This window comes from Geodermatophilus pulveris, from assembly GCF_900188375.1.
Lineage (GTDB): Bacteria > Actinomycetota > Actinomycetes > Mycobacteriales > Geodermatophilaceae > Geodermatophilus > Geodermatophilus pulveris.
This window is the reverse complement of sequence record NZ_FZOO01000011.1, coordinates 125513-151369: the sequence shown is the minus strand read 5'-3', so window position 1 is coordinate 151369 and position 25857 is coordinate 125513. Positions and strand designations below refer to the sequence as shown.

Genomic DNA, 25857 nt, shown 5'->3' with positions numbered 1-25857 from the left:
GAGCCGCCTCTCGCGCACGGGAGGCGGTCAGCGGGGCGGGCCGATGCGGTCGAGCACCGCGCGGGTGTAGCCGGCGGTGTCCGCGGTGCCGCCCAGGTCGGCGGTGCTGACCCCGTCGGCCAGCGCGCCGGTGGCCGCGGCGAGCAGCTCGGCGCCGGCCTCGGGGTGCCCGAGGTGGTCGAGCATCAGGACGGCCGACCAGATCGCGCCCAGCGGGTTGGCCCGCCCCTGCCCGGCGATGTCCGGGGCCGAGCCGTGCACCGGCTCGAACATGGACGGGAACTCCCGCTCGGGGTTGAGGTTGCCCGCCGGCGCGACGCCGATGCTGCCGGCCACCGCGGCGGCCAGGTCGCTGAGGATGTCGCCGAACAGGTTGGAGCCGACGATCACGTCGAAGCGCCCCGGGGCGAGCACCAGCTTGGCGGCCAGGGCGTCGATGTGCTCCTTGTCGCTGCGCACCCCCGGGTGCCGGGCGGCGACCTCGGCGACCACCTCGTCCCAGAACGGCATGGTGTGCACGATCCCGTTGCTCTTGGTCGCCGAGGTGACGTGCCGGCCGCGGTCCTCGGCCAGCGCGTAGGCGTACTCCGCGACCCGGGTGATGCCCCGGCGGGTGAACACCGACTCCTGCACGGCGAGCTCCTCGGCGGTGCCGCGGCCCATCCGGCCGCCGATCTCGGAGTACTCGCCCTCGACGTTCTCCCGGACGACGACGAGGTCGACGTCCCCGGCGCCCGCGCCGCGCAGCGGGCTGGGCACCCCCTCCAGGACGCGGACCGGGCGCAGGTTGACGTACTGCTGGAACTCGCGGCGGATGGGGATGAGCAGCCCCCACAGCGACACGTGGTCGGGCACGCCGGGCCAGCCGACCGCACCGAGCAGGACGGCGTCGTGGCCGCGGATCCGGTCCAGCCCGTCGGCCGGCATCATCGCGCCCTCGGCCAGGTACCGCTGGCAGGACCAGTCGAAGGCGTCGAAGGCGAACTCGATGCCGTGCCGGCGCCCCACGGCCTCCAGCGCCGCCTCCGCGGGTGGGAGCACCTCGGTGCCGATGCCGTCGCCGGGGACGAGCGCGATGCGGTAGCGGGTCATGGGCCCAGTCCACCGCCCGGCGCGTCCCCCGGCCACCGCGGGCCCGGCGACACCGACCGCAACGGTCCGTTATCCGACCGATCCGGTCGGGAGGCGGGTACCGTCCCCCGACGTGGCCCGTCCGTTCCGCCAGCAGGCCGACGAGGGCATCCTCGAGTCCGCCGCCGCCCTGTTCGCCCGGCGCGGGTTCGCGAAGACCTCCGTGCAGGACGTCGCCGACGCCGTGGGCCTGTCCAAGGCCGGCCTGCTGCACCACTTCCCGAGCAAGGGCGCGCTGCACGCGGCGGTGCTCGCGCAGGCCGCCTCCCTGGCCCGGCGGGTGCTCGACCAGGTCGGCGACGCCGACCCCGGCCCGGCCCGCGACCTGCGCGCGCTGGAGGTCCTCGTCGACGTCGCCCTGGCCCACCCCGGGCTCGTCGCGCTGATGCTCGCGCCGGTCACCGACCTGGGCGCCGAGCCCGAGCGCGCGGTCACCGACGTGGTGCTGCGGGTCTTCGGCGTCGACCCCGACACCACCGAGCCGCCCCGCTCGGTGCGGGTCGTCGGCGCGCTGGCCGCGCTCGCCGTCCTGACCCTGGCCGCGCACGCCGGGGACCGGACCACCGACTGGCGGCCGCACATCGTCGCCACCTGCTTCGACGCGCTCGGCCACGGCCGGGCCGGCGCCCCCTCCCGTCCCGACCCGCTGGAGACCTGACCCATGGCTGTCCTGCTGTCCCGGCTGGGTGCGTCCTCGCACCGGCACCGCGTGGCCGTCGTCCTCGTCTGGCTGGCCGTCCTCGCCGGCGGCGGCGCGGCGGCGGTGACCCTCGCCGGCGAGACGTCGGACAGCTTCGCCATCCCCGGCCAGGAGTCGACCACCGCCCTGGAGCGCATCGGCGCGCAGTTCGGGGCCGCCGGCGGCGCCACGGCGCAGGTGGCGCTGGCCGCGCCGGAGGGCGGGACCCTGGCCGAGCCGGCGACCGCCGCGGCCGTCGGCGAGCTGGTGGCCACCCTCGGCGGCCTGCCCGGCGTGGTGTCGGCGAGCAACCCGCTGGACCCGGCCGCGCCGACGGTGAACCGGGAGCTGACCACCGGCTACAGCACGGTCACCTTCGCCGCACCGGTCGGCGAGGTGCCGGCGGAGCAACGGGAGGCGCTGCTCGCCGCGGTCGCGGACGCCGGGGACGGGCCGCTCACCGTCGAGGTCACCGGCCAGGCGGTGCAGGCGCCGCCGCACGTGGGCGGCCCCGCCGAGGTGGTCGGCGTCGTCGTCGCGCTGGTGGTCCTCGCCGTCACCTACGGCTCGCTGGCCGTCGCCGGGATGAACCTGCTGACCGCGCTCGTCGGGGTGGGCATCGGCGTCCTCGGCATCACGATCGCCACCGGCTCCACCGACCTGTCCTCGACCACGCCGGTGCTGGCCGCGATGCTCGGCCTGGCCGTCGGCATCGACTACGCCCTGTTCATCGTCAGCCGGTTCCGCCAGGAGCTGCGGTCCGGCGCCGACGTCGGGACCGCGGTCGCCACGGCCGTGGGCACCGCCGGGTCCGCGGTGGTCACCGCCGGGCTGACCGTCGTCATCGCGCTGACCGGCCTGTCCGTCGCCGGCATCCCGTTCCTGACCCAGATGGGCCTGGCCGCGGCCGCGACCATCGTGGTCGCCGTCCTGGTCGCGCTCACCCTGGTCCCGGCGGTGCTGGGCTCCCTCGGGTTGCGCGCGCTGCCGAAGCGGCAGCGGGGCGCGGCGCCGACCTCCCCCGCGGCCGGCCGCGGCTTCCTCGCCGGCTGGGTCACCACCGTCACCCGCCACCGCGTGCCCGCGCTGCTGCTGAGCGTCGTGGCGCTCGGCGTGGTCGCCGTCCCGCTCGCGTCGATGCAGACCACGCTGGTGCAGGTCCCGCCGGAGGACAGCACCCAGGCCCGCGCCGAGCGGCTGCTCGCCGAGGGCTTCGGCGAGGGCGTCAACGGCCCGCTCACCGTGCTGTTCGAGGGCGAGGGGGCGGTGCCGGCCGCGACGGCGGCCGCCGGCGAGGTGACCGCCCTGGACGGCGTCGCCCTCGTGTCGCCGCCGGTGCCGAACGCCGACGGCTCGGCCGCGCTGCTGCCGGTCGTCCCGGCCTCCGGGCCGACCGACCCGGCGACCGAGCAGCTGGTGGTCGACCTGCGCGACCTGCTGGCCGGCGTGGACGGCGCGCAGGCCTCGGTCACCGGCGCCACCGCGGTCAGCGTCGACGTGGCCGCCAGCCTGGACGCCGCGCTGCCGGTGTACCTGGCGCTGGTCGTGGGCCTGGCGCTGGTACTGCTCGTGCTGGTCTTCCGCTCGCTGCTGGTGCCGCTGGTCGGCGTCCTCGGCTTCGTGCTCACCGTGGGCGCCGCCCTGGGCGCCACCGTCGCGGTGTTCCAGTGGGGCTGGCTGGGCGGCCTGGTCAACCTGCAGGGCACCGGACCGCTGATCAGCCTCACGCCGATCCTGGTCATCGGCATCCTGTTCGGCCTGGCGATGGACTACCAGGTCTTCCTGGTGTCCCGGATGCACGAGGCGCACGCCCACGGCACGGCCCCGCTGGAGGCGGTCCGCGCCGGCTTCCGGCAGGCCGCCCCGGTCGTCGTCGCGGCCGCGCTGATCATGTTCTCGGTGTTCGCCGGGTTCGTGCCCGCCGGCGACGCGACCATCAAGTCGATCGCCTTCGCGCTGGCCGCGGGCATCGCGGTCGACGCCTTCGTCGTCCGCATGGTGCTGGTGCCCGCGGCGCTGGCCCTGCTCGGCGGCCGGGCGTGGTGGCTGCCCCACTGGCTGCGGTGGCTGCCGGTCCTCGACGTGGAGGGCGTCGCGCTGCAGCGGCCCGCGGCGCCGGCGGCCCGCGAGCCGCAGACGGTGGGCGCCGGGGAGCGCTGAGCCCCGGCGTCAGCGCAGGTCGCCGGCGACCTGGACGGGGTCGCCGGCCGTCCCGGGCCGCTCCTGCCAGAAGCGGGCGTCCCGCGCCCGCCACACGACCATGAGCACCAGGCCGACGGCGAAGACGCCGACCCCGATGACCAGCGGCGGGCCCACCCCCAGCCAGGCCTGCCCGGTGTAGGAGTTGGCCGGGTCGGCGAGGTCGCGGACGGAGAGCACCAGCAGCCAGACCAGCAGCCCCGCGCCGGTCAGCGGGCCGACCCCGATGAGCAGGAACGCCGACACGCTGCGGGTCAGCAGCCGGCGGTGGTAGACCGCGCAGGCGACGCCGGTCAGCGCGTAGTAGAACGCGATGAGCAGCGACAACGCGCTGATCGAGTCGAACAGCGCGTCCTCGCTGACCAGGCTCACCGCGACGAACCAGACGCTGGCGATGCCGCCGACCCACCAGGTGGAGACGTCGGGGGTGCGGTACCGGGGCGAGACGTGGCCGAAGCGGCGGGGCAGGGCGTGCCGCCGGGCCATGGACAGGCCGGTCCGCGACGCCGGGAGGATCGTCGTCTGGGTCGAGGCGACGGCGGCCGTGGCCACCGCCAGGAGCACCACCCAGTCCCAGCCGCCGAGCACCTCGGTGGACAGCAGCGCGAACACCGCCTCCTCCTCGCCGGCGTTGGTGGCCAGGTAGTCGGTGCCGGCGAAGGCCAGCACGGCGACCGCGACGCCGACGTAGGTCACCAGCAGCACCACGGTGGAGGCGACCGCCGCCCGGCCGGACGCCGACGTGGAGTCGCGGGTCTCCTCGGTCAGGTTCACCGCCGACTCCCAGCCCCAGTAGGCGAACACCCCGAGCAGCAGGCCGCCGGTCAGCGCCGCACTGCCGGCGCCGAACGGGTCCAGCCAGCTCCAGGCGGGGGCCAGCCCGCCCAGCGGGCTGTTCCCCGTCACCCCGCGGGCCACGGCGACGACGGCGAAGACCAGCAGGGCCGCGGTCTGGGCGAGGATGAGCACGTTCTGCACCCGGGCGGACAGCTCGGTGCCGAGCACGCACAGCCCGGTCATCAGCAGCACCAGCCCGACGGTGAGCACCAGCACGGCCACGGTGCTGTCGGCCAGGGCGTCCAGGCCGAGGGTGCGCAGGGTGAAGACCACCCCGACGTTGGCCAGCGACCCGGTGATGAGGACGCCGGTCATCGCGATCGCCCAGCCGCCGATCCACCCCGCCCACGGCCCCATCGCCCGGGTCACCCAGGAGAACGTCGTGCCGCAGTCGGGGTCGACCCGGTTGAGCGCGGCGAACGCGGCGGCGATGAGCAGCATCGGCACGAAGGAGGCCAGCAGCACGCCGGGGGCGTGCACGCCGGTGAGCGCGACCAGGGCGCCGATGATCGCGGCCAGCGAGTACGCCGGCGAGGTCGAGGCCAGGCCGATGACGAGCGCGTCGAGGAACCCGATGGCGTCCGGGCGGAGGGTGGTCCCCTCCGGTCGGGCGGCGGAGTCCACGGGGTCCGGGTGCATGCGACGGTTCTCGCAGCCGCCGGGGCATCCGACAACTCGGCGGGCCGCTCGGCGCGGCGGGTCAGTCGGTGAAGACCGCGGCCAGTGCGCCGCCGCGGTCTGCAGGGCGGAGGTGACGTTGGTCAGCCCCTGCGCGGGCACGGGTGCCATGACGTGTGGTCCGGGTCACACGGACGCGTGACCGGAGGCGAGGAGGTCACCATGGGCACGCTCGAGGGCAGGGTCGCGCTGATCACCGGGCGCTGGACCGGCGGGCGCTCGCCGTCACGGCCGACGTCCGGTCCCAGGAGCAGCTCGACGAGGCGGTCCGCCGCGGGCCGGCGGAGTTCGGCCAGATCGACATCCTGACCGCCAACGCCGGCATCTGGACCATGGGCGCGTTCTGGGAGCTGTCCGAGCAGAGCTGGGACGAGATGATCGGCGTCGACCTGACCGGCGTCTGGGAGTCGGCCAAGGAGACGGGGTCGATCGTCATCACCTCGTCGATCAACGGCCTGCAGCCGGGGAAGGACTACGCGCACTACGTGGCCGCGAAGCACGCCGTCGTCGGGCTGATGCGCACCATCGCCCTGGAGCTGGCGCCGCACGGCATCCGCGGCAACTCCGTCCACCCGGACGCGATCCGGACGCCGATGACCGACCACCAGGGCGCCTACGACCTGTTCGCCGGGCACGAGGGCGGCACCGAGGCCGACCTCGTCGAGGGTGGCTACTCCTTCCACGCCCTCGAGGGCACCTCGTCCATGTCGCCGCAGGTCGTCGCCGACACCGTGCTGTACCTGAACTCGGACCCGGCAGCCGAGGTCACCGGGGTCACCATCCCGGTCGACGCCGGCCACATGATCCTGCCCGGGATGAACACCGCGCCGGTGCGGTGAGCACGCGGCGCGGCCCGCCTCCCCCGTGGCGAGGCGGGCCGCGCCGTTGCCGCTCAGTGGATGTGCGAGCCGCCGTTCACGTCGTAGGTGACCCCGGTGACGTAGCCGGTCTCCTCCCGGCACAGGTAGGCGATGAGGTCGGCGACGTCGGCGACCCGGCCGGTGCGGCCGACCGGGATGCCGGCGACCAGCTGCTGCTTGCGCTCGCCCTCCAGGGCGCCGCCGGTGATGTCGGTGTCGATGAGCCCCGGCGCCACGGCGTTGACCGTCACGCCGTGCGGGCCGAGCTCGCGGGCCAGGGCCCGGGTGAAGCCGAGCTCGGCGGCCTTGGCCGCGGAGTAGGCGACCCCGCCGAAGACGCCGCCGCCGCGCTCGGCCGAGACCGAGGAGAGGAAGACGACGCGGCCGAAGCCCCGCTCGGCCATGCCGGGCGCGACGCGGCGGGTCACGTTGAACGCGCCGCGCACGTTGACGGCGAAGATGCGGTCCCACTCCTCGCCGGTGACCTCGAGGAAGGGCGTCGGTGAGGTGATGCCGGCGTTGTTGACCAGCGCGCCGACCGGGGGCAGGGCGCCGTCGAGGACGGCCAGGGCGGCGTCGACGGAGGCCTCGTCGGTGATGTCGCACCCCACGCCGACGGCGTGGACACCGGCGCGCTCGGCGACCTCGTGGGCGGCCTCCTTCGCGCTGGCCTCGTCGAGGTCGAGGATCGCGACGTTCCAGCCGGCGGCGGCGAGGGTGTGGGCGGTGGCGCGGCCGATGCCGCGCCTGGAGCCGGCGCCGGTGACGACGGCGGTCTTGGCGGTGACGGACACGGTGTTCCTCCAGGGGGTCAGGCGGTGGCGGGGGCGGGGTCGGCGGGCATCACGGCGGGCGGGGCCGCGGGCCTGCGGCGGCCGGCGTCCCCGTCGCCGAGCTCGGCCTTGACGCGGGCGACGACGGCGTCGGTCGACAGCCCGTAGCGGTCGTGCAGGGTGGGCAGCGCGCCGGCGGCGAGGAACTCGTCGGGCAGCGCGATCGGCACCACGCGGGTGCCCACGCCGTTGAAGGCCAGCGTGGCGGCGACCGACTCGGCGAGGCCCCCGATGACGGTGTGGTTCTCACACGTGACCAGCAGCCGGTCGGTGCGCGCGGCGGCCAGGATCGCCTCGGTGTCCAGCGGCTTGATGGTCGGCACGTGCAGGACGGCGACGTCGACGTGGTCGGCTTCCAGCCGGGCCGCGGCCTGCAGTGCCCGCATGGTCATCAGCCCGGTGGAGACGAGGACGACGTCCCGGCCGGTGCGCAGCTCGGCGGCCTTCCCGAGCTCGAACCGGTAGTCGTACTCGTCGAGCACGGTCGGCACCGCGCCCCGCAGGAGGCGGAGGTAGGTGGGGCCGGGTGCGTCGGCGAGCGCCGGCACGGCCTGCTCGATGTCGACGGAGTCGCAGGGGTCGACGATCGTGAGGTTGGGGCAGCCGCGGAGGATGGCGAGGTCCTCGGTGGCCTGGTGGCTGGGCCCGTACCCGGTGGTGAGACCCGGCAGCGCGCCCACCACGTTGACGTTCAGGTTCGGCTCGGCGATGTCCAGGCAGAGGAAGTCGTAGGCCCGCCGGGTGGCGAACACCGAGTAGGTGGAGGCGAAGGGCACCAGCCCGACCTCCGCCAGCCCGGCCGCCGTCCCGAGCAGCGACTGCTCGGCCATGCCCATCTGGAAGAACCGGTCCGGGTGGGCGTCGCGGAACACGTGCATGTCGGTGTACTTGGCCAGGTCCGCCGACAGCCCGACGATCTCGGGCCGCTGCTCGGCCAGCCGGTTGAGCGCGTGCCCGAACGGCGCGCTGGTGGTGCGCTGACCGGGGTCGGCGAACGAGGCGATCATCGCCGAGGTGGTCAGCTTCTTGCGTGGCGTGGTGCTGGTCATCGGGCCAGTCCTTCCTCGAGCTGGGTGCGGGCGGTCTGCCACTCGTGGGCCTCGACCCGCATGAAGTGGGCCTTCTCCCGGCCCTCGAGCAGCGGCACGCCGCAGCCGATGCGGGTGTCGCAGATCAGCACCGACGGCGAGCCGCGGTGCGCGCGGAGCTCGTCGAAGGCGTCGACGAGCGCGGCGACGTCGTTGCCGTCGACGCGCAGCGCGTGCCAGCCGAAGGCCCGCCACTTGTCGGTCACCGGCTCGGTGCGCAGCACGCCGGCCGTGGGGCCGTCGGCCTGCAGCGCGTTGACGTCGACGATCGCGGTGACGTTGTCCAGACCGTGGTGGGCGCAGGCCAGGGCGGCCTCCCAGGTCGAGCCCTCGTCGAGCTCCCCGTCGGAGAGCAGGTTGAACACCCGCGCCCCGTTGCCCTGGTGGCGCAGCCCGAGGGCCATCCCGGTGGCCACGGGCAGCCCGTGGCCCAGCGACCCGCCGGAGATCTCCACGCCCGGGGTGTAGGAGGCCATCGCCGACATGGGGAGCCTGGAGTCGTCGGAGCCGTAGGTCTCCAGCTCCTCCAGCGGGATCGTCCCGGCCTCGGCCAGCGCCGCGTAGAGGGCGATGGCGTAGTGGCCGATGGAGAGCAGGAACCGGTCCCGGTCGGGCCAGTGCGGGTCCTCCGGGCGGTACCGGAGCTGGTCGGTGTAGACGGTGGCCAGGACGTCGGCCACGCCCAGCGCCTGCCCGATGTAGCCCTGCCCCTGCACCTCCCCCATGTCCAGGGCGTTGCGGCGGACCCGGTAGGCGGCCTGGCGGATCCGCTCGATCCGCTCCGCCCGGTCGCCGGCGGCGGGTGCCGCCTGTGGTGTGGTCAGCGAGGTCATGACGTGTTCCTCCTTGTTCGATTCCGTCAGGCGAAGATGCCGAGCACGAGGACCGCGCCCAGGCCGACGAACGACAGCACCGCCTGGGCGACCGTGTAGACCTGGAAGGCGCCGCGCACGGACAGGCCCAGCAGCGTCTTGAAGATCCAGAACGTGTTGTCGGTGACGTGTCCGCCGAAGGCGGCCCCGGACGCGGCGGCCAGCCAGATGAGCACCGGGTTGAGCCCCAGGCTCCCGACGACCGGCGCCAGCAGGAGCGCCGCGGTGATGGCAGCCACGGACCCGGAGCCCTGCGCGAGGCGCAGCAGCGCCGCGACCAGCCAGGCCAGCACGAGCGGGTAGGCCGCGTTGGCGCTGAAGAGGCCGGCCACGAGGTTCCCGACGTCGGTCTCCGCGATGACCTGCCCGAGCGATCCCGCGACGCCGGTGAAGAGCAGGATGACGCCGCTGGTTCCGGCGGCCCGCACCACCACCTCTTCGACGCCCTCCCGGCCCAGGGCCGGCACGCCGAGAGCGGTGCCCACGAGCAATCCGATGAGGAGGGCCACCACGGGGTTGCCGAGGAACCCGAGCAGGCCCACCTCCGCGCCGAACGCGCTCGTGGTGGTGTCCAGCACGATGAGCACCAGCGGCACCAGCAGCGGCAGCAGGGCCACGGGCAGCGGCAGTTGCCTGCCCGGCGTCCCGGTGCCGACGGGCTGCGGGTCGTGTGCGACGGCCGTCGCGCTGCCGCCACGGCCCGGCTCCCCGGCCGGCTGGCCACCCGGGGCGGTCGGCTGTCCGCCGGTGGGCTCGGCGGCGGACGGGCCGCCGTAGCCGGCGATCTCCCCGGTGTGCTCCGGGTCGGTCAGCGGGTCGTCGTCCTTCTCGTCGTTCCAGGTGAAGCGCATGAGCAGGCTGTGCAGCAGGATGGAGACGACGATGACCACGACGCCGAAGGGGATCCCCCAGAGCAGCATGGTGCCGAGCGGGATGTCGAGGGCGGCGGCGATGGCGAGCGCGGCGGCACCGGGCGGGACCATCAGGAGCGCCACCTCGAGGCCGATGGCCAGCGCGCCGGCCAGCGGGGCGATGCTGAGCCCGGTCCGCAGGGCGATCGACCGGGCCATGGGCCCCAGGATCACGAGCGCGACGTCGAAGTAGATCGCGGGGAAGATGATCCCCGAGGTCAGGCCGATGACGTACGGGGAGCGCTCGGCCCCGATGAGGCGCAGCATCCCGTCCACGACGCGGTGGAGCGTCCCCATGGCCGACAACAGGGTCCCGAGCATCACGCCGAACCCGATGATCAGCCCCACCTCGGCCATCAGGTTGCCGAAGCCCGTGACGACGGCGGTCGTCGTCCCCTCGTAGCCCAGCCCCGCGGCGATGCCGAGATAGAGGGCCCCGATCACCAGCGAGATGACCGGGTTGATCTTCGCGAAGACGATGAGCCCGACGACGATGGCGACCGTGATCGCAATGTTCAGCAGGAGCAACGTGGTGTCGGCCACGTCAGTCCACCTCCGGGCGGACGGCGCCGGGCGCCGCGGCGTGCGGGCCGCCGCGGTGGAGGCGCGCGGCCGGCGGGCGTGCGCCGGGGTGGTGCCGGTGGTGGGCGTCGGGCCGGGGATCCCGCAGTCCAGGGTGCCGCTCGGTCATGGTGGTCTCCGTACGCGGTGGGGACGGGCGTCGAGGTTGACTGTTGACAGTCAACTGCCAACTAGGGTGAGTGGTGCGCGTCACGGTGTCAAGGGTCACGTCCAGGGTGGTGCATCCGCCCAGCTCAGGGACGTGGGGTCACCGCGACGCCCGTCCGGCGGTCACGCCTGCAGCGACCCCGCAGCGGTGCGGGGCAGGGCCCTCAGGAGGCCGCGGTGGCCTCGGCGAAGTGCTCGGCGGCCGCGGTCATGTGCTCGTCGACGACCCGCACCGCCGCGTCGGCGTCCCCGCGCTCGATGGCGTCGACGATGGGGGCGTGCCGGTCGCGGGCCATCATCGGCGCCTGCGCGGCCGACCCGTCGAGGATGGCGACGCGCATCCGCCCCTCGAGTCGCTGCCACGCCTCGACCAGCATCGAGTTGCCCGACAGCCGGCACAGCAGCAGGTGGAAGCCGAGGTCGGCCTCGATCCGCGCGGCCGGCTCGTCCTCGTCGGAGAGCCGCTCGAGCGCCGCGCGCAGGGTGGCCGCGGTGGCCGCACGCCGCGGCGAGGCGACGATCTCGCGGACGGCGAGCCCCTCCAGGGCGGCGCGGACGCGGAAGAGCTCGCGCACCTCGATGGCGGTGAGGCTGTTGACCCGCAGCATCCCGCGGGTGCCGGCGGTGACCAGGCCCTCCTGCTGCAGGTGCCGCAGGGCCTCCCGCACGGTGCCCCGGCTGACCCCGAGCGAGCCGGCCAGCTCGACCTCGCCGAGGTGGTCGCCGGGCCGGTACCTCCCGGAGAGGATGGCCGACCGGAGGGCCTCCAGGGACCGCTCCCGCAACGTGCTGCGGTCCAGCGCCGACAGCGACTCGATGCTCACCGACCAGCCTCCTCGTCGGCCGCCATCGTAGCGGCGCGACTGCGGGGCGACGTGGCGACTGTCGACAGTGCCCCTCGTCCGGGGGTCAGCGCGGCACCACGTTGCGCAGCTCGCGGCCGGCCAGCAGGGCGGCCAGGTTGGCGCCCACCAGCTCGTCGGCGCCGACCGGGCGGCCCCCCGCGGCGTGCGGGGTGAGCAGCAGGCCCGGGGCGTCCCACAGCGGGGAGTCCGCCGGCAGCGGCTCCACCGCGGTGACGTCGAGGGCGGCGCCACCGAGGCGGCCCTCGGTCAGCGCCGCGACCAGCGCGGGCTCGTCGACGGTGGAGCCGCGGCCCACGTTGACCACGAGCGCGTGCCGCGGCAGGGCGGCCAGCCGGCCGGCGTCCAGGGCGCGCTCGGTGTCCGGCGTGGCGGGCAGCACCATGACCAGGACGTCGGTGCGCGCCAGCTCCTCGTCCAGCCGGTCCTCGGCGACGACCGGGAACCCGGCCCGCTCCCCGGCGCTGCGCGCGGCGCCCCGCACGTGCGCGCCGAGGCCGCGCAGCAGCGGGGCGAGGGTCTGCCCGATGCTGCCGAAGCCCCAGACCAGCACCCGGGCGCCGAGCAGGGTGGTCACCGCCCCCTCGGGGTGCAGCGGCTGCAGCCCACCGATCTCGCGGGCCCAGCGGTGCTCGGCCTGCGCGGCGACCGCGGCCGGCAGCCGGCGCAGCAGCGCCAGGACCAGGGCGAGGGCGTGCTCGGTGACCGGCCCGTCGTGCAGGCCCTGGCCGGAGGTGACCAGGACGTCGTCCGGGAAGCCGGCGCCCAGGACGGCGTCCGGGCCGGCCGCGAGGGCCTGCACCCAGCGCAGCCGAGGCATCCGGCCGGCCACGGCCCGCAGGTCGGCCGGCCGGTTGCCCCAGACGACGAGCGCCTCGGCGTCCAGGTGCTCGTCGGGCACCGGGCCCGTGACGGCGTAGCGGACCGCCTCGACCCCCTCGGGCAGGTCGGGGTCCAGCGGCAGCGAGTCCGGCAGCAGCAGCTTCACGCCGCCCAGACTGCGGTGCGGGCGGGTCCCTGTCACCCCGGCCACCGGCCCCGGCACACAACTCCTGACATCCGGCTCCGACGTCAGGCGCCCACCGGCTCCTTCGACCGGGGGGCCGGCGCCTCCGTCCCGACGGGGCGTGCACTCCGGCGCGTGCGTGCACGCAGTAGCCGGGACAGGGCCGTGGGTTGGCCGAAGCCCGCAGTCAGCCGGTCGAGGAAGATCGCGAGCAGGACGACCGCGAGACCGCCCTCGAACCCGGAGGCGACGTCGAGCTGCGTCACCGCCCGCACCACCACCGCGCCCAGTCCGGCGGCGCCGAGGAGTCCGGCCGTGACCACCATCGACAACGCCAGCATGATCACCTGATTGACGCCGGCCATGATCGAGGGCAGCGCGAGCGGTAGCTGGACCTCGCGCAGGATCTGTCCGGGCCGGGCGCCGAAGGCGTGTGCCGCCTCCACGACCTCCCGGTCGACCTGCCGGATGCCGAGTTCGGTCAGCCGCACGCCGGGCGGGATGGCGAACAGGATCGTCGCCACGACCCCGGGCACGACGCCCACGCCGAAGAAGAACACGGCCGGGATGAGGTACACGAACACCGGCGTCGTCTGCATGGAGTCCAGCACCGGCCGAGCGACGACGCTGACCGCGTGGTTCCGGGCCGCCAGGATGCCGATGGGCACTCCGATGGCCGTGGCGATCACCGCCGCCACCAGGACCAGCGCGAGGGTCTGCATCGTCTCGACCCACAGCTCCAGTGAGACCACGAGCAGGAACGCCAGCACCGTGTAGAGGGCCAGCCCCGGCCCGCGGACCACGAGGGCGACCAGCGTGAAGACGGCGATCCACACCACCGGCGGCGCCGTCGCCAGCACCTCGGTCAGGCCGTCGACGAGGACCTGCATGACCGCCGAGACGGCGTCGAACAGCCACGGCACCGTGGCCAGCAGCCAGTCGATGAGGTCCGCGACCCACCGCCCGAGCGGGATGTCCGGCATCGTCACGCCCCCCGTCGCGCGGGGACGGCGGCCAGCGCGTCGAGCACCGCCGCACGGGGCACCACGCCCATCAGCCGGCCATGGTCGTCCACGACCCCCAACGGCACCGGGTGGTGCCCGACCAGGTGGACGAACTCGACCAGCGGACGGTCGGGTGCGGTCGTGGCGTAGTCGCCGACGAGCTCGCGCGGGCCGACGGCCGTCCGGCCCTCCTGCAGCGCGCGGGCGAGCAGGTCGTCGCGCGCCACCCCCGCGATGCGCTGGTCCGCGTCGAGCACGTACACGCCGTTGGCCTCCGCGGCACCGAGGGCCCGCAGCACGTCGCCGGTGGACTGTCCGAGCCGCGCGGTCATCCGCGGCTCGCGCAGCAGGTCACCAGCGGTGAGCACTCGGGTGCGGTCCACGTCGGAGGTGAAGTCGGCGACGTAGTCGTCGGCCGGCGCGGAGATGATCTCCGGTCCGGTGCCCAGCTGGACCGTCCGCCCGTCCTTGAGCATCAGGATGCGGTCGCCCAGCCGCATGGCCTCGTTGAGGTCGTGCGTGATGAAGACGATCGTCTTGTGCAACTCGGTCTGCAGCCGCACCAGCAGGTCCTGCATGTCGCGCCGGATGAGCGGGTCCAGGGCAGAGAACGGCTCGTCCATGAGCAGCACCTCGGAGTCCGCGGCCAGCGCGCGGGCCAGGCCCACCCGCTGCTGCATCCCGCCGGAGAGCTGGTCGGGCCGCGCGTCGGCCCGCTCCAGCAGCCCCACCGTGCGCAGCGCCCAGTCGGCGCGCTCGCGTTGCTCCGCCGCGCCGATCCCCCGGATCTTGAGCGCGTAGGCCGCGTTCTCCCGCACGGTGCGGTGCGGGAGCAGCGCGAAGTGCTGGAACACCATGCTGACCTTCTCGTTGCGCAGCGTCCGCAGGTCCGCGTCGCTGAGCGCCCGCAGGTCCTCGCCGTCGACCTCGACCGTGCCGGCGCTGGGCTCGATGAGCCGGTTGAGCAGCCGGACCAGCGTCGACTTCCCCGACCCCGACAACCCCATGATGACGAACAGCTCCCCGCGCTCGACGGTGAAGCCCACGTCGTGGACGGCGAGCGTGCCCCCCGTGCGCCGATGGATCTCCTCGCGCCCCACACCGTCGGAGGCCAGCCGCAGCGCCTCCTGCTCCCGCGTCCCGAAGACCTTGGTCAGCCCGGTCGCGCGCAGCACCGGCGTCACGGTCAGCCCACCCACTCGTCGATCCGGTCGGCGTTCTCGTCGACCCACTGCCGCGCGACGGCCGCGACCTCCTCGCCGTCGACGTCGACCTGCTTCTGCATCTGCTCCATCTCGTCGACGGAGATGCGCAGGTCGACCAGCAGGTCGGCGAACGCGGGCACCTGCTCCTGCAGTTCGGTGCTGGCGGCGATGTTCGCGCTGTACGAGGGCATGGCGCAGGCGCCGTCCCCGGTGGTCAGGCACCCCTCGGTGTAGGGCGTGGGCTCCTCGAGCTGGACCATCTCGTACTGCGCGAAGACCGCGTGCGGGTGGTACAGGTACAGCACGATCGGCTCCTCGCGGCTGTAGCTGTTCTCCAGCTGGGCCAGTTCGGCCGCCTCGCTGGAGACGACGTGCTCCAGCGTGATCCCGTAGCCCGCGAGCCGTTTGGCGTTCTGCTCGGTGGTGATGTAGCCGGGGTCGGCGTCGTAGAACTTGTTGCCCAGCTCGTCGGCGTAGTCGTTGAGCTGGGTGACGCTGGTCAGACCTTCGAGGGGGCCGCCGGGCGCGACGGCGTAGGCGGGCACGAACCAGCCCTGCGCGGCGTCCCCATAGGTCTGCGACACGATCTCGACCCGCTCGCTGGCGCTGTCGGCGAGCTCCTGCTGGTTGGGGAGGGCGACCTCGGTCAGCAGGTCGATGTCCCCGCGCTGCGCACCGGCCCACGCCGCGGCCGGGTCCAACTGCGTCGTCTGCAGCATCGCCACGCCCAGCTCGGGACGGTCGGCGGCGATCTCGCCGAGGATGGAGTTGGTCAGGCCGGCGGCCGTCCAGCTGAACTGGGCGGCCTGGACGGTGATGCCCTCCCCACCGCCGGCCGCACTGTCGGCGCCCTCCTCGGCGCTGCACCCGGTGGCGGTCGCGGCGAGGAGGGCGGCCAGCGCCACAGCGGACGCGCGGAGACGGATCGAGGTGCGCAGCATGGGGGCCTTCTCTCGTGGCGGCGCCGGCTGGTCACGCCGACGCGGAACGGTGCGACGGGGCACGGTCCCCCGGGAGTCCACGCCTCGCCGTGCGGTCGGTTCTCGGAGCTCAGCGTCGTGCACGTGCCCGTTCCGGCGCCAGTTGAGCCGACCGGCTGGTCCCCCTGGGAGGGTGCTGCGGTGCACCCCCCCACCGCTGGTCACCGTAGCCGCGGTCGGCGTCGCGCCCCGCCGGCGCTCGTCATGGACGTCGACGTCCCCCGTCGACCAGCGGAGCCGGACGACGCGCCCCCGCTCGGTGAGGTGGGGGTGGCAGAGGTCGGCGGGTACCGGCTCGCCGCGCCGCAGGGGTTCACGATGGGCGACAGGTGCAACCACACCCACACTGCAGGAGGACCTCTGATGCTCGACCCCGCACCCGTGCACGGCGCGCCGGCGTCCGACCTGGACGCGCTCCGGGCGCGCACCCGTGCGCTGTGCGCGCGGTTCCCCGACGCCTACTGGCGCGAGACCGACCGCGACCGCCGCTACCCGCAGGAGTTCGTCGACACCCTCACCGCGGTCGGGCTGCTGGCCGTCCTCATCCCCGCGGAGTACGGCGGCGGGGGGCTGGGCGTGACCGCGGGGTCGGTGGTCATGGAGGAGATCAACCGCTCCGGCGGGCACTCGGCCGCCTGCCACGCGCAGATGTACACGATGGGCGCGCTGCTCCGGCACGGCAGCGACCGGCTCAAGGACGCCTACCTCCCGCGGATCGCCGCGGGCGAGCTGCGGCTGCAGGCCTTCTCGATCACCGAGACCACGGCCGGCTCGGACACCACGGCGATCGACACGACCGCCACCCGCGACGGCGACGGGTACGTGCTCACCGGGCACAAGAACTGGACCAGCCGGATCGCGGAGTCCGACCTGGCCCTGGTGCTCGCCCGCACCAGCGAGAAGGGGGCCGACCGGACGCGCGGGCTGACCCTCTTCCTGCTCGACCTGCGCCGGGTCCGCGCCGACCAGCCGGAGGCCCTCGAGGTCGTGCCGGTGCGCACGATGTTCAACTACGCGACCAACCAGGTCTTCTACCGGGGCGTGCGGGTGCCGGCCGACCACGTGGTCGGCGAGGTGGACGCCGGCTTCCGCTACGTCATCGACGGGTGGAACGCCGAGCGCATCCTGCTCGCCGCCGAGGCCATCGGCGACGGCTACTGGTTCGTCGACCGCGCCGTCGCCTACGCCAACCAGCGGGAGGTGTTCGGCCGCCCGATCGGCGCCAACCAGGGCGTGCAGTTCCCCCTGGCCGACGCCTACATGCGGGTGCGCGCCGCCGACCTGATGCGCTGGGAGGCCGCCCGGCTGTTCGACGCGGGGGCTCCGTGCGGGGCCGAGGCGAACATGGCCAAGCACCTGGCCTCGGAGGCCAGCTGGGCCGCGGCCAACGCCGCCCTGGACACCCACGGCGGCAACGGGTTCGTCGACGAGTACGACGTCGAGCGCAAGTTCCGCGAGACGCGGATGTACCAGGTCGCCCCGGTCAGCAACAACATGGTCAAGTCGTTCGTGGCCACCAAGGTGCTGGGCCTGCCGCGGTCCTACTGAGCTCCCGGCCCGGCGTCAGCCGGTCCCGTAGGTGCTGATCTCCACCAGGTTGCCGTCGGGGTCGCGCACGTAGACGCTCCGGATCGGCCCGGCCGCCCCCGTGCGGTCCACCGGCCCGACCTCGACGGGCACCCCGCGCGCGCCCAGCTCGGCCACGACGTCGTCGAGCGGGTCCTCGGTGACCAGGCAGAAGTCCGCGGTACCGGGCCCCGGCCGGGCCGCCTTGGGCTCGAACTCCCGCCCGGCCCGGTGCAGGTTGATCTTGGCGCGGCCGAAGGACAGCGCGGTGCGGCCGCCGGCGAAGACGACCGGCTGCATGCCGAGGACGTCGCGGTAGAAGGCGACCGTCGCGTCGATGTCCGCGACGGTGAGCACCAGGTGGTCGAACCGGTCGATCTGCACGTGCCGCCTCCGTCGCCCCGACGTCCGTCCGTCCCCCGCGCCCCGGCCGCCGGCCGACGACAGAGTGCGCGGATGCGCAGTTCCGCCGGGTCGATCGGCGCATCCGCGCACCCTGTCGGGCGCGGGTGGTGCCGGGCTACGGGACGAGGATCGCCCGGCCCCGGACCTTCCCGGCGTCGAGGTCGCGCAGCGCGTCCACGGCCCGGTCGAGCGGGTACTGCTGGGTGTGCAGGGTGACCTTGCCGGCCTGGGCGAGCACCATCAGCTCGGCCAGGTCGGTGTAGGTGCCGACGATGTTGCCGACGATGTTCTTCTCGCCGGCCACGAAGTCCAGCGTCGGGATCCGCAGCTCCCCGCCGTACCCGATGACGTAGTACGAGCCGGCCGGGCCGGTCATGTGCCAGCCGTCCATCTCCGCGCCCTGCTCGGCGACGAAGTCGAAGACCACGGTCGCGCCCCCGCCGGTGAGGTCCTGGACGGCCTGCACCTGGGTGCCGTCGGCGACCACGGTCTCGTCCGCGCCGATCCGCCGGGCGAGCTCCAGGGCGTCGGGGTTGCGGTCGACGACGATGACCCGCGCGCCCGACAGCGCGGCCAGGCACTGGACGCCGATGTGGCCCAGACCGCCGGCGCCCTGCACGACCGCCGTCGTGCCGGGGTGCAGCAGCGGCAGGGCCTTGCGCACCGCGTGGTAGGCGGTGATGCCAGCATCGGCGAGCGCGGCGACGTCGGCCGGGTTGGTCGACGGGTCGAGCTTCACGCAGGCGCGGGCGGTGGTGCGCAGGTACTCGGCCATGCCGCCGTCGTCGTCGGACAGCCCGGGGAAGAACGCGTTCTCGCACTGCATGTCCCGGCCGGCGCGGCAGGGCATGCACAGCCCGCAGCTGGGGTGCGGGTGCAGGATCACGGTGTCGCCGACGGCGACGTTGGTGACCCCCTCCCCCACCGCGTGCACCCACCCGGCGTTCTCGTGCCCGATCACGTAGGGCAGGTCCGGGTTCTGCAGCTCGGCCCACTGGCCCTCGAGGATGTGCAGGTCGGTGCGGCAGACCCCGGCGCCGCCGATCTTGACGATGACGTCGAGCGGGCCCTGCAGCTGCGGCTCGGGGATGTCGTCGATCCTGGGGTCGGCGTGGTACTCGTGCACGCGGACGGCCTTCACGGGTGCGTTCCCTTCGTGACGGTGAGCGGGAGGAGGACCCGGTCCTCGGGGCGGGGCGCCTGGTCGGCCTCCGAGCCCGGGTAGCGGGTGGTGAGCAGGCCCCGGCAGAAGTGCGCGTTGCCGTCGACGGAGATGCGCACCGAGCGCGCCCGGCGCAGCACCGTCTCCGCCTGGTCCCGCTCGGGACGGCTGCCGTCGTCGCGCACCAGCACCGGCGCCCGGGCGTCGACCGGCAGGCCGAGGGTGGCCCGCCGGCGCAGCAGCGCGTCGGTGGTGTGCTCGCCGGCCGGCAGGTCGCCGAGGGTGAGCGCCCAGACGTCCACCGCCGGGTCGGTGCGCAGCAGCGCGGTGACCGCCCGCTCCATCGCCGCGGTGTGCGCCTTCCGCTGGAAGGTCGCCCGCAGCTCGTCGAGGGAGTCCTCCGCCTCGTGCCCGAAGGTGCCCCGGTACCCCAGGCCGGCGGCCATCCCGCGGTTGATCAGGTCCGAGTCGTGGTGGTCGTCCAGCTCGACGACCACCCGGCCCACCCCGGGGACGGCGGACACCGCGTCGTGCGCGTCGGACACCATCAGGAAGGCGAAGTTCGGCGCGCAGAACGACGTCGGCAGCCGCAGGTGGACCTCCACGGTGACGGTGCCGTCCGGGGCGCGGTCCACGGCCACCGAGCGGACGAAGCCGACGTCGGTGATCGGCTCGTCCAGCTCGGGGTCGACGACGGTGCCCAGGGCGTCGCGGACCGCACGCTCGGAGACGGCGGCCCGGTCGGTGAGCAGCGCGGTCATCGGCGTCCTCCTCCGGCCCTCGGGTCAGACCGACGCGAGGTCGGCCGCGGCCGGCTCGCGCGGGCCGGTCTGCGTCTCGTCGGCGTCGGGCAGCTGCAGCTCGGCGGGCACCGGCAGGTCGTAGAGCTTGGCGGCGTTGAGGCCGAGCACCTTCTTCTTCTGCGCGGTGGTGATCGGGGCGTACTCGGTCAGGTCCTCGGGGATCTGGAAGTCGACGAACTCCTCGACCAGCCACTTGGGCGTCCACAGCGCGTAGTCGCTGGAGAAGAGGATGCGGTCCTCGCCCACCCAGTAGAGGAGCTCGCCCATGATCTGGGCGAAGTACCGCGGCCGGGTGTGGATGAACGGGATCGCCACGGCCAGGCCCGCGTAGACGTTGGGCTCCTGGGTGGCGATCCAGCAGAAGTCCTCCAGGCGCGGCAGCCCGCAGTGCTCCACGACGAAGTTCAGGTCGGTGAAGTCGGTGGCGGCGTGGTCGACGTCGGCCACGTCGAAGGCGTCGCGGTCCAGCGGGCGGATGGTCGGGCCCTTGTGCACGTGGATGTTCCTGATGCCCAGCTCGCGGCAGACCTCGAGGTACTTGTAGGTCCACGGGTCGCTGAGCTTGTAGCCGCGCGAGTCGCCCTGCCACTCGGCGGTGTAGAGCTTCACGCCCTTGAGGCCGAACCGCTCGGCGTCGGCGCGCAGCTGGTCCAGGCCGGCCTCGCCGAAGCGCGGGTCGAAGCAGTGGTTGTAGGTGAGCTTGTCCGGGTGGGCCTGGGTCAACGCCCACGCCTCCTCGGTCTGCCCGAAGCCGCGGTGGTAGAACTCGCCGAGCAGCGCCGGCTGGAAGACCGCGTGGTCGACGATCCCGTCGACGAACACGTCGCGCATCAGCCGCTCGCCGCCCTGGTAGAGGTACTCCTCGTAGCTCCACACCTCGGACTCGGGGCTGAGGTTGCGGTGGTAGTCGTAGAAGCAGTCGATGAACTGCTTGCCGTGGATGTTGCGCTGGTTCTCCGGGCGTCCGTCCCACAGCGCGATGTGGGCGTCCACCACGTAGTAGCTCTCGCCGTCCTTGCGGTACACGTCTGCCTCCGGGTGTCGCGGGGTGAGGACCGTCACGTCCTGGCGCATGACGCTAGGGGCGGCCGGGCGGCCGGCGAACCCGCCGGGTGTCTCACTTTGGGACGCAGGTCACCCGCGCGCGTACATTCCTGTGGCACGGACCACAACGCTCGGCCCCGCCCCGGAGCAGACGGAGGTGACCCGTGGCCGTGCCCCACCCTGCGTCGGCGCCCGTCCCCCTGGCCGACCCCGCCCTGGCCGCCCGGGCGGCCGCGCCCCGGCTGCGGGCCTCGTGGCGGCGCAGCCAGGACTACGGCCTCACCCCCGACGAGGTCATCCCGGTCTTCACCGGCACCGTCGACACCGGCTCACTGCTCTACGAGTGCGCGCACCGGGTGCTCACCGACCTGCAGGCGACGATCGCCGACGAGCCGGTCAGCCTGATGGTGGCCGACCCCGGCGGGCTGGTCCTCGCCCGGCTCGGCGACGACCCCGGCATGCGCCGCTCGCTGGACCGCGTGCACCTGGCGCCCGGCTTCTCCTACAACGAGCGCAACGCCGGCACCAACGGGCTGGGCCTGTCCCTCGCCGACCGCGCGCCGTCGCTGGTCCGCGCGCAGGACCACTACTGCGCCGAGCTGCGCGGCTACACCTGCGCGGCCGCCCCGGTCGTCGAGCCGGTGACCGGCGAGCTGGCCGGCAGCATCAACCTGACCACCTGGTCGGCCACCGGCTCGGAGCTGCTGCTCGGGCTGGCGCAGGCCGCGGCCAGCGCGACGAGCGCGCTCATGCTGGTCCGCTCCGGGGGCCGCGTGCTGCCGCCCGCGCCGCGCGGCGAGGTGTTCCACGTCGTCGGCGGCCCGTGGGCCGGTGGGGACGGCGACGCGTGCGTGTCGGCCGGCTGGCGGGCCGCCGTCGAGGAGGCGGCCACCGCGCTGACCGCCGGCCGGGTGGTCGCCGTCGTCGGCGAGGCCGGGGCCGGCAAGGCCACGCTGGCCGCCACGGCGCGCCGCCGGCTGCCCGGCCGCCCGCGGCTGCTGCACGCCCGGGCGCCCGAGCGCGGCGACGTGGCCGCCTGGCTGGAGCTGTGGACGCCGGAGCTGCACGACGCCGGCACCTGCGTCATCGTCTCCGGGCTGGCCGGCCTGCCCGCCTGGGCCGCCGACGAGCTCGGCCAGACGCTCGGCTCGGTGCGCCGGGCGGCCGGCCCGCAGCCGTTCGTCCTCAGCGCCCCGGGGTACGCCGCGCTGCCCGCCCCGCTGGCCGCGCTCGTCGACACGGTCGTGCAGACCCCGCCGCTGCGGCACCGGACCGACGACGTCCTGACGCTGGTGCAGGCCTTCGCCCGCGCCGAGCGGCACCGCGCGGTCACCGTCACCGCGCGGGCGGCCCGGGCGCTGACCGCCTACTCCTGGCCGGGCAACGTGCGCCAGCTGCGCCGCGTCGTCCGGGAGGCGGTGTCCCGCGCCGACGTCGTCGACGTCCAGCACCTGGCCGCCGAGGTGCTCGACAGCGGCAGCCGCGCGCTGAGCCGGCTCGAGCGGCTCGAGCGCGACGAGATCGTCCGCTGCCTGACCGCGCCGGGCACCACGGTGACCCGGGCGGCCGAGGAGCTCGGCATCGGCCGCGCCACCCTCTACCGGAAGATCGCCCAGTACAAGATCACCGTGCCGCCGCGCTCGGCGGGCTGACCGGGGTCCCCTCCCCCGCCGGGGTCGAGCGGACGGGTGTCGCGCCCCCCTGTCCGTCACCCCGGTCCGGTAGACAGCGGTGCGTCGGCGGCCCCGCCGACGGAGGGAGACCCCGATGAGCACGGCCACCGCCCCGGACACCCGGACGCCCGCGTCGCACCCCGCCGACCGCCACGACCTGATCCGCGTGCTCGGCGCGCGGGTGAACAACCTCAGGGACGTCAGCCTCGAGATCCCCAAGCGGCGGCTGACCGTCTTCACCGGCGTCTCCGGGTCGGGCAAGAGCTCGCTGGTGTTCGACACCGTCGCCGCGGAGTCCCGGCGGCTGATCAACGAGACCTACAGCGCCTTCCTGCAGGGCTTCATGCCCACGCTGGCGCGTCCCGACGTCGACCTGCTCGACGGGCTGACCACCGCCATCCTCGTCGACCAGGAGCGGATGGGCGCCAACCCGCGGTCCACGGTCGGCACCGCCACCGACGCCAACGCGATGCTGCGCATCCTGTTCAGCCGGCTCGGCACGCCGCACATCGGCCCGCCCACGGCGTTCTCGTTCAACGTCCCGACGCGGAAGGCCAGCGGGGTGATGAGCACGGAGAAGGGCGGCCGGGTGGAGAAGGCGGTCGTCCGCGACGCGGTCTACCTCGGCGGCATGTGCCCGCGCTGCGAGGGCATGGGCTCGATCTCCGACATCGACCGCAGCGCGCTCTACGACGACGCGAGGTCGTTGAACGAGGGCGCCCTGACGGTGCCCGGCTACAGCATGGACGGCTGGTACGGCCGGCTCTTCTCCGGCGTCGGGCTGGACATGGACAAGCCGATCCGCGACTACTCGGCCGACGAGCTGCACACCCTCCTGCACGGCGAGCCGACCAAGATCAAGGTCGAGGGCGTCAACCTCACCTACGAGGGCCTGGTCCCGCGGATCCAGAAGTCGATGCTGTCCAAGGACGTCGACGCCCTGCAGCCGCACGTGCGCCGCTTCGTCCAGCGGGCGGTCACCTTCACGCCCTGCCCCGACTGCGGCGGGACCCGGCTGACCCGGGAGGCCCTGGGGTCCCGGATCCGGGGGGCGAACATCGCCGACCTGTGCGCGATGCAGATCAGCGACCTCGCCGGCTGGGCCCGGGAGCTCGACGAGCCCTCGGTGGCACCGCTGCTCGCCGGGCTGCAGCACCTGCTCGACTCCTTCACCGGGATCGGGCTGGGCTACCTCTCCCTCGACCGGCCCGCGGGCACCCTGTCCGGCGGCGAGGCGCAGCGGACGAAGATGATCCGCCACCTCGGCTCCTCGCTCACCGACGTCACCTACGTCTTCGACGAGCCGTCCATCGGGCTGCACCCGCACGACATCGAGCGGATGAACGGCCTGCTGCTCCAGCTGCGGGACAAGGGCAACACCGTGCTCGTCGTGGAGCACAAGCCCGAGATGATCGCGATCGCCGACCACGTCGTCGACCTCGGCCCGGGCGCCGGCAGCGGCGGCGGCGAGGTGGTCTTCGAGGGCACCGTCGCCGGGCTGCGGGCCAGCGGCACGCTGACCGGCCGCCACCTGGACGACCGCACCGCACTCAGGCCGTCGGTGCGCACCCCCACCGGCGTGCTGGAGGTGCGCGGCGCGCGCACGCACAACCTGCGCGACGTCGACGTCGACATCCCGCTCGGCGTGCTGGTCGTGGTCACCGGGGTCGCCGGCTCGGGCAAGAGCTCCCTCGTCCACGGCTCGGTCGCCCCCCGCGACGGCGTGGTGGTGGTCGACCAGGGGGCCATCCGCGGGTCGCGGCGCAGCAACCCGGCGACCTACACCGGGCTGCTCGAGCCGGTCCGCAAGGCGTTCGCCAAGGCCAACGGCGTCAAGCCGGCGCTGTTCAGCGCCAACTCCGAGGGCGCCTGCCCCACCTGCAACGGCGCCGGGGTGGTCTTCACCGACCTGGGCGTCATGGCGACCGTGGAGTCCCCGTGCGAGGAGTGCGAGGGCCGGCGGTTCCAGGCCGCGGTGCTGGAGTACACCCTCGGCGGCAAGGACATCGCCGAGGTGCTCGCCATGCCGGTGACCGAGGCCCGGGCGTTCTTCGCCGCCGGGGAGGCGCGCACGCCGGCCGCCCACGCGATCCTGGACCGGCTGGCCGACGTCGGCCTGGGTTACCTCACCCTCGGCCAGCCGCTGACCACGCTGTCCGGCGGGGAGCGGCAGCGCCTCAAGCTGGCCACCCAGATGGCCGAGGGCGGCGACGTCTACGTCCTCGACGAGCCGACCACCGGCCTGCACCTGGCCGACGTCGAGCAGCTGCTCGGCCTGCTCGACCGGCTCGTCGACGCCGGCCGCTCGGTGGTCGTCATCGAGCACCACCAGGCGGTCATGGCGCACGCCGACTGGCTGATCGACCTCGGTCCCGGGGCCGGCCACGACGGCGGCCGGGTGGTCTTCGAGGGCACGCCCGCCGACCTCGTCGCCGCCCGCGCCGGCCTCACCGGCGAGCACCTCGCGGCCTACGTCCGGGCCTGACGGGGCGCCACCGGGAACCGCAGGCTGCCGAGCCGGCCACCGCGGGGCGGACCGGCCAGCGCGGGTCAGCGGGTGCGGGACAGCCAGCGGCGGGCGTGCCGGCGGAGGATGTCGGCGGCCGGGCTGTCGCTGGTGTTGCGGCCCTCGAAGAGGGCGGCGAGGTCGTCCCGGTCGGCCGAGCTGACGCGCTCGACGAGCCGGACGTCCCGCCTGCTGCGGGCCCGTCGGGTGGCCGCGCCCGGGGTGGAGTGGGTGTCGAGGTCGATGGTGCGGGGCATGGTTCCTCCGAACTGGGTGGTGGTGGCGCCTGCACCCATCGTCCTCCCGCACCGTTGGCAGATGTCGCCGTCGTGCTGTGAACGCCCCCACTGCGGGTGGGCAGATGTGGCCGGGCACACAGCGGTCCGGCGTGGGGGCGGACCCGGATCATGCCAAGGGCGCGACCAGGCCGCCCAGGCGTCGCGCAGCAGGGACTGCACGCCGTCACGGGTGACCAGGCGCGGATCGGCGTAGGCCGAGCCCCCGGCGACGGCGAGGTCGGCGATCCGCGGGAGGTCGGCCTCCTGCACGCCCAGCTCCGCGAGCGACCAGGGGGCGCGGAGCCGGCCGGCGAGCTCCCACAGTGCCGGGCCGGGTCGGGCGCGTCTGGTCCATCGAGCGCAGGAGCAGTTCCAGCAGGCGGTCGCTCGTGCCCGGTTCCTCAGCCGGCTACACGCGCCGGTCGCCGTCCCCGGCGTCTTGCAGCGCGTCGCCGCGCAGGTGGAGGTGCACCGTGTGCAGGGGGCCGCCGAGCTCGACGGTCAGGTCGCGCCCCGCAGGGTGGACGAACAGGCCCCCGGCCGGC

General features: G+C 74.4%; 22 protein-coding genes and 1 pseudogene. 6 read left to right on the top strand and 17 right to left on the bottom strand.

Going from position 1 to position 25857, the window contains the following annotated elements; genetic code table 11:
* Positions 1 to 27 precede the first annotated feature (27 nt).
* A complete protein-coding gene (locus tag CHB98_RS19080) occupies positions 28 to 1092 on the bottom strand; it encodes a tartrate dehydrogenase (protein WP_089307165.1) in 1065 nt (354 codons plus the stop codon).
* Positions 1093 to 1204: 112 nt separating this feature from the next.
* Between CHB98_RS19080 and CHB98_RS19075 the strand changes: the two genes are divergently transcribed.
* Together CHB98_RS19075 and CHB98_RS19070 are read left to right on the top strand one after the other, a co-directional pair.
* Positions 1205 to 1789, top strand: a complete 585-nt coding sequence (locus tag CHB98_RS19075) for a TetR/AcrR family transcriptional regulator (RefSeq protein ID WP_089307164.1) — start codon at positions 1205 to 1207, stop codon at positions 1787 to 1789.
* 3 nt (positions 1790 to 1792) lie between these two features.
* Complete coding sequence (locus tag CHB98_RS19070) at positions 1793 to 3970, top strand: MMPL family transporter (protein WP_089307163.1); 2178 nt, start codon at positions 1793 to 1795, stop codon at positions 3968 to 3970.
* A 9-nt stretch (positions 3971 to 3979) separates the two neighbouring features.
* On the opposite strand, the gene CHB98_RS19065 is transcribed toward CHB98_RS19070, so the two are convergent.
* A complete protein-coding gene (locus CHB98_RS19065) occupies positions 3980 to 5485 on the bottom strand; it encodes an APC family permease (RefSeq protein ID WP_089307162.1) in 1506 nt (501 codons plus the stop codon).
* A 155-nt stretch (positions 5486 to 5640) separates the two neighbouring features.
* Between CHB98_RS19065 and CHB98_RS19060 the strand changes: the two genes are divergently transcribed.
* On the top strand, positions 5641 to 6363 hold the full coding sequence (locus CHB98_RS19060) for an SDR family oxidoreductase (RefSeq protein ID WP_089307161.1): 723 nt from the start codon (positions 5641 to 5643) through the stop codon (positions 6361 to 6363).
* Between the two features lie 53 nt (positions 6364 to 6416).
* On the opposite strand, the gene CHB98_RS19055 is transcribed toward CHB98_RS19060, so the two are convergent.
* The 9 genes from CHB98_RS19055 to CHB98_RS19015 all read right to left on the bottom strand — a co-directional run bounded on the left by CHB98_RS19055 (position 6417) and on the right by CHB98_RS19015 (position 15836).
* Entirely contained in the window at positions 6417 to 7178 is a 762-nt protein-coding gene (locus CHB98_RS19055) for an SDR family NAD(P)-dependent oxidoreductase (RefSeq protein ID WP_089307160.1), read from the bottom strand.
* 17 nt (positions 7179 to 7195) lie between these two features.
* The gene (locus CHB98_RS19050; RefSeq protein WP_089307159.1) at positions 7196 to 8266 is read right to left on the bottom strand and encodes a transketolase family protein; all 1071 of its coding nucleotides are present in this window, start codon (positions 8264 to 8266) and stop codon (positions 7196 to 7198) included.
* Complete coding sequence (locus tag CHB98_RS19045) at positions 8263 to 9138, bottom strand: transketolase (RefSeq protein ID WP_089307158.1); 876 nt, start codon at positions 9136 to 9138, stop codon at positions 8263 to 8265. The genes CHB98_RS19050 and CHB98_RS19045 overlap by 4 nt, the downstream gene beginning before the upstream one ends.
* 26 nt (positions 9139 to 9164) lie before the next feature.
* Positions 9165 to 10631: a GntP family permease gene (locus tag CHB98_RS19040; RefSeq protein WP_089307157.1), complete on the bottom strand. Its 1467-nt coding sequence runs from the start codon at positions 10629 to 10631 to the stop codon at positions 9165 to 9167.
* A gap of 350 nt (positions 10632 to 10981) precedes the next feature.
* Complete coding sequence (locus CHB98_RS19035) at positions 10982 to 11641, bottom strand: GntR family transcriptional regulator (RefSeq protein ID WP_179224686.1); 660 nt, start codon at positions 11639 to 11641, stop codon at positions 10982 to 10984.
* 85 nt (positions 11642 to 11726) lie between these two features.
* On the bottom strand, positions 11727 to 12668 hold the full coding sequence (locus CHB98_RS19030; protein ID WP_089307156.1) for an NAD(P)-dependent oxidoreductase: 942 nt from the start codon (positions 12666 to 12668) through the stop codon (positions 11727 to 11729).
* Between the two features lie 83 nt (positions 12669 to 12751).
* Positions 12752 to 13669 (bottom strand): ABC transporter permease, encoded by a 918-nt coding sequence (locus tag CHB98_RS19025; RefSeq protein ID WP_089307201.1) that lies wholly within the window; start codon positions 13667 to 13669, stop codon positions 12752 to 12754.
* A 2-nt stretch (positions 13670 to 13671) separates the two neighbouring features.
* The gene (locus tag CHB98_RS19020) at positions 13672 to 14865 is read right to left on the bottom strand and encodes a quaternary amine ABC transporter ATP-binding protein (protein WP_245821418.1); all 1194 of its coding nucleotides are present in this window, start codon (positions 14863 to 14865) and stop codon (positions 13672 to 13674) included.
* Between the two features lie 11 nt (positions 14866 to 14876).
* Positions 14877 to 15836 carry a glycine betaine ABC transporter substrate-binding protein gene (locus CHB98_RS19015; protein ID WP_089307155.1) on the bottom strand — a complete coding sequence of 320 codons (960 nt, stop codon included), beginning with the start codon at positions 15834 to 15836 and terminating at the stop codon, positions 14877 to 14879.
* Between the two features lie 402 nt (positions 15837 to 16238).
* Here CHB98_RS19015 and CHB98_RS19010 point away from each other — a divergent pair, with 402 nt between their 5' ends.
* The gene (locus CHB98_RS19010) at positions 16239 to 17423 is read left to right on the top strand and encodes an acyl-CoA dehydrogenase family protein (RefSeq protein ID WP_089307154.1); all 1185 of its coding nucleotides are present in this window, start codon (positions 16239 to 16241) and stop codon (positions 17421 to 17423) included.
* Between the two features lie 15 nt (positions 17424 to 17438).
* On the opposite strand, the gene CHB98_RS19005 is transcribed toward CHB98_RS19010, so the two are convergent.
* The 4 genes from CHB98_RS19005 to CHB98_RS18990 form a co-directional block, all read right to left on the bottom strand.
* Positions 17439 to 17825, bottom strand: a complete 387-nt coding sequence (locus CHB98_RS19005; protein WP_089307153.1) for a VOC family protein — start codon at positions 17823 to 17825, stop codon at positions 17439 to 17441.
* A gap of 136 nt (positions 17826 to 17961) precedes the next feature.
* Positions 17962 to 18987 (bottom strand): NAD(P)-dependent alcohol dehydrogenase, encoded by a 1026-nt coding sequence (locus tag CHB98_RS19000; protein ID WP_089307152.1) that lies wholly within the window; start codon positions 18985 to 18987, stop codon positions 17962 to 17964.
* Positions 18984 to 19769 (bottom strand): metal-sulfur cluster assembly factor, encoded by a 786-nt coding sequence (locus CHB98_RS18995; RefSeq protein ID WP_089307151.1) that lies wholly within the window; start codon positions 19767 to 19769, stop codon positions 18984 to 18986. Before CHB98_RS18995 ends, CHB98_RS19000 begins: the two co-directional genes overlap by 4 nt.
* Before the next feature lie 24 nt (positions 19770 to 19793).
* Positions 19794 to 20885: an amidohydrolase family protein gene (locus CHB98_RS18990; protein WP_245821416.1), complete on the bottom strand. Its 1092-nt coding sequence runs from the start codon at positions 20883 to 20885 to the stop codon at positions 19794 to 19796.
* A gap of 140 nt (positions 20886 to 21025) precedes the next feature.
* On the opposite strand from CHB98_RS18990, the gene CHB98_RS18985 reads away from it, so the two are divergent.
* Positions 21026 to 22507 carry an AAA-type ATPase lid domain-containing protein gene (locus tag CHB98_RS18985; protein ID WP_179224684.1) on the top strand — a complete coding sequence of 494 codons (1482 nt, stop codon included), beginning with the start codon at positions 21026 to 21028 and terminating at the stop codon, positions 22505 to 22507.
* Between the two features lie 115 nt (positions 22508 to 22622).
* Entirely contained in the window at positions 22623 to 25013 is a 2391-nt protein-coding gene (locus CHB98_RS18980) for an ATP-binding cassette domain-containing protein (RefSeq protein ID WP_089307149.1), read from the top strand.
* A gap of 65 nt (positions 25014 to 25078) precedes the next feature.
* On the opposite strand, the gene CHB98_RS21240 is transcribed toward CHB98_RS18980, so the two are convergent.
* A complete protein-coding gene (locus CHB98_RS21240; protein ID WP_143425134.1) occupies positions 25079 to 25291 on the bottom strand; it encodes a hypothetical protein in 213 nt (70 codons plus the stop codon).
* A gap of 234 nt (positions 25292 to 25525) precedes the next feature.
* Positions 25526 to 25588, bottom strand: a pseudogene (locus tag CHB98_RS23125) (hypothetical protein); the annotation flags it as partial.
* Between the last annotated feature and the right edge of the window lie 269 nt (positions 25589 to 25857).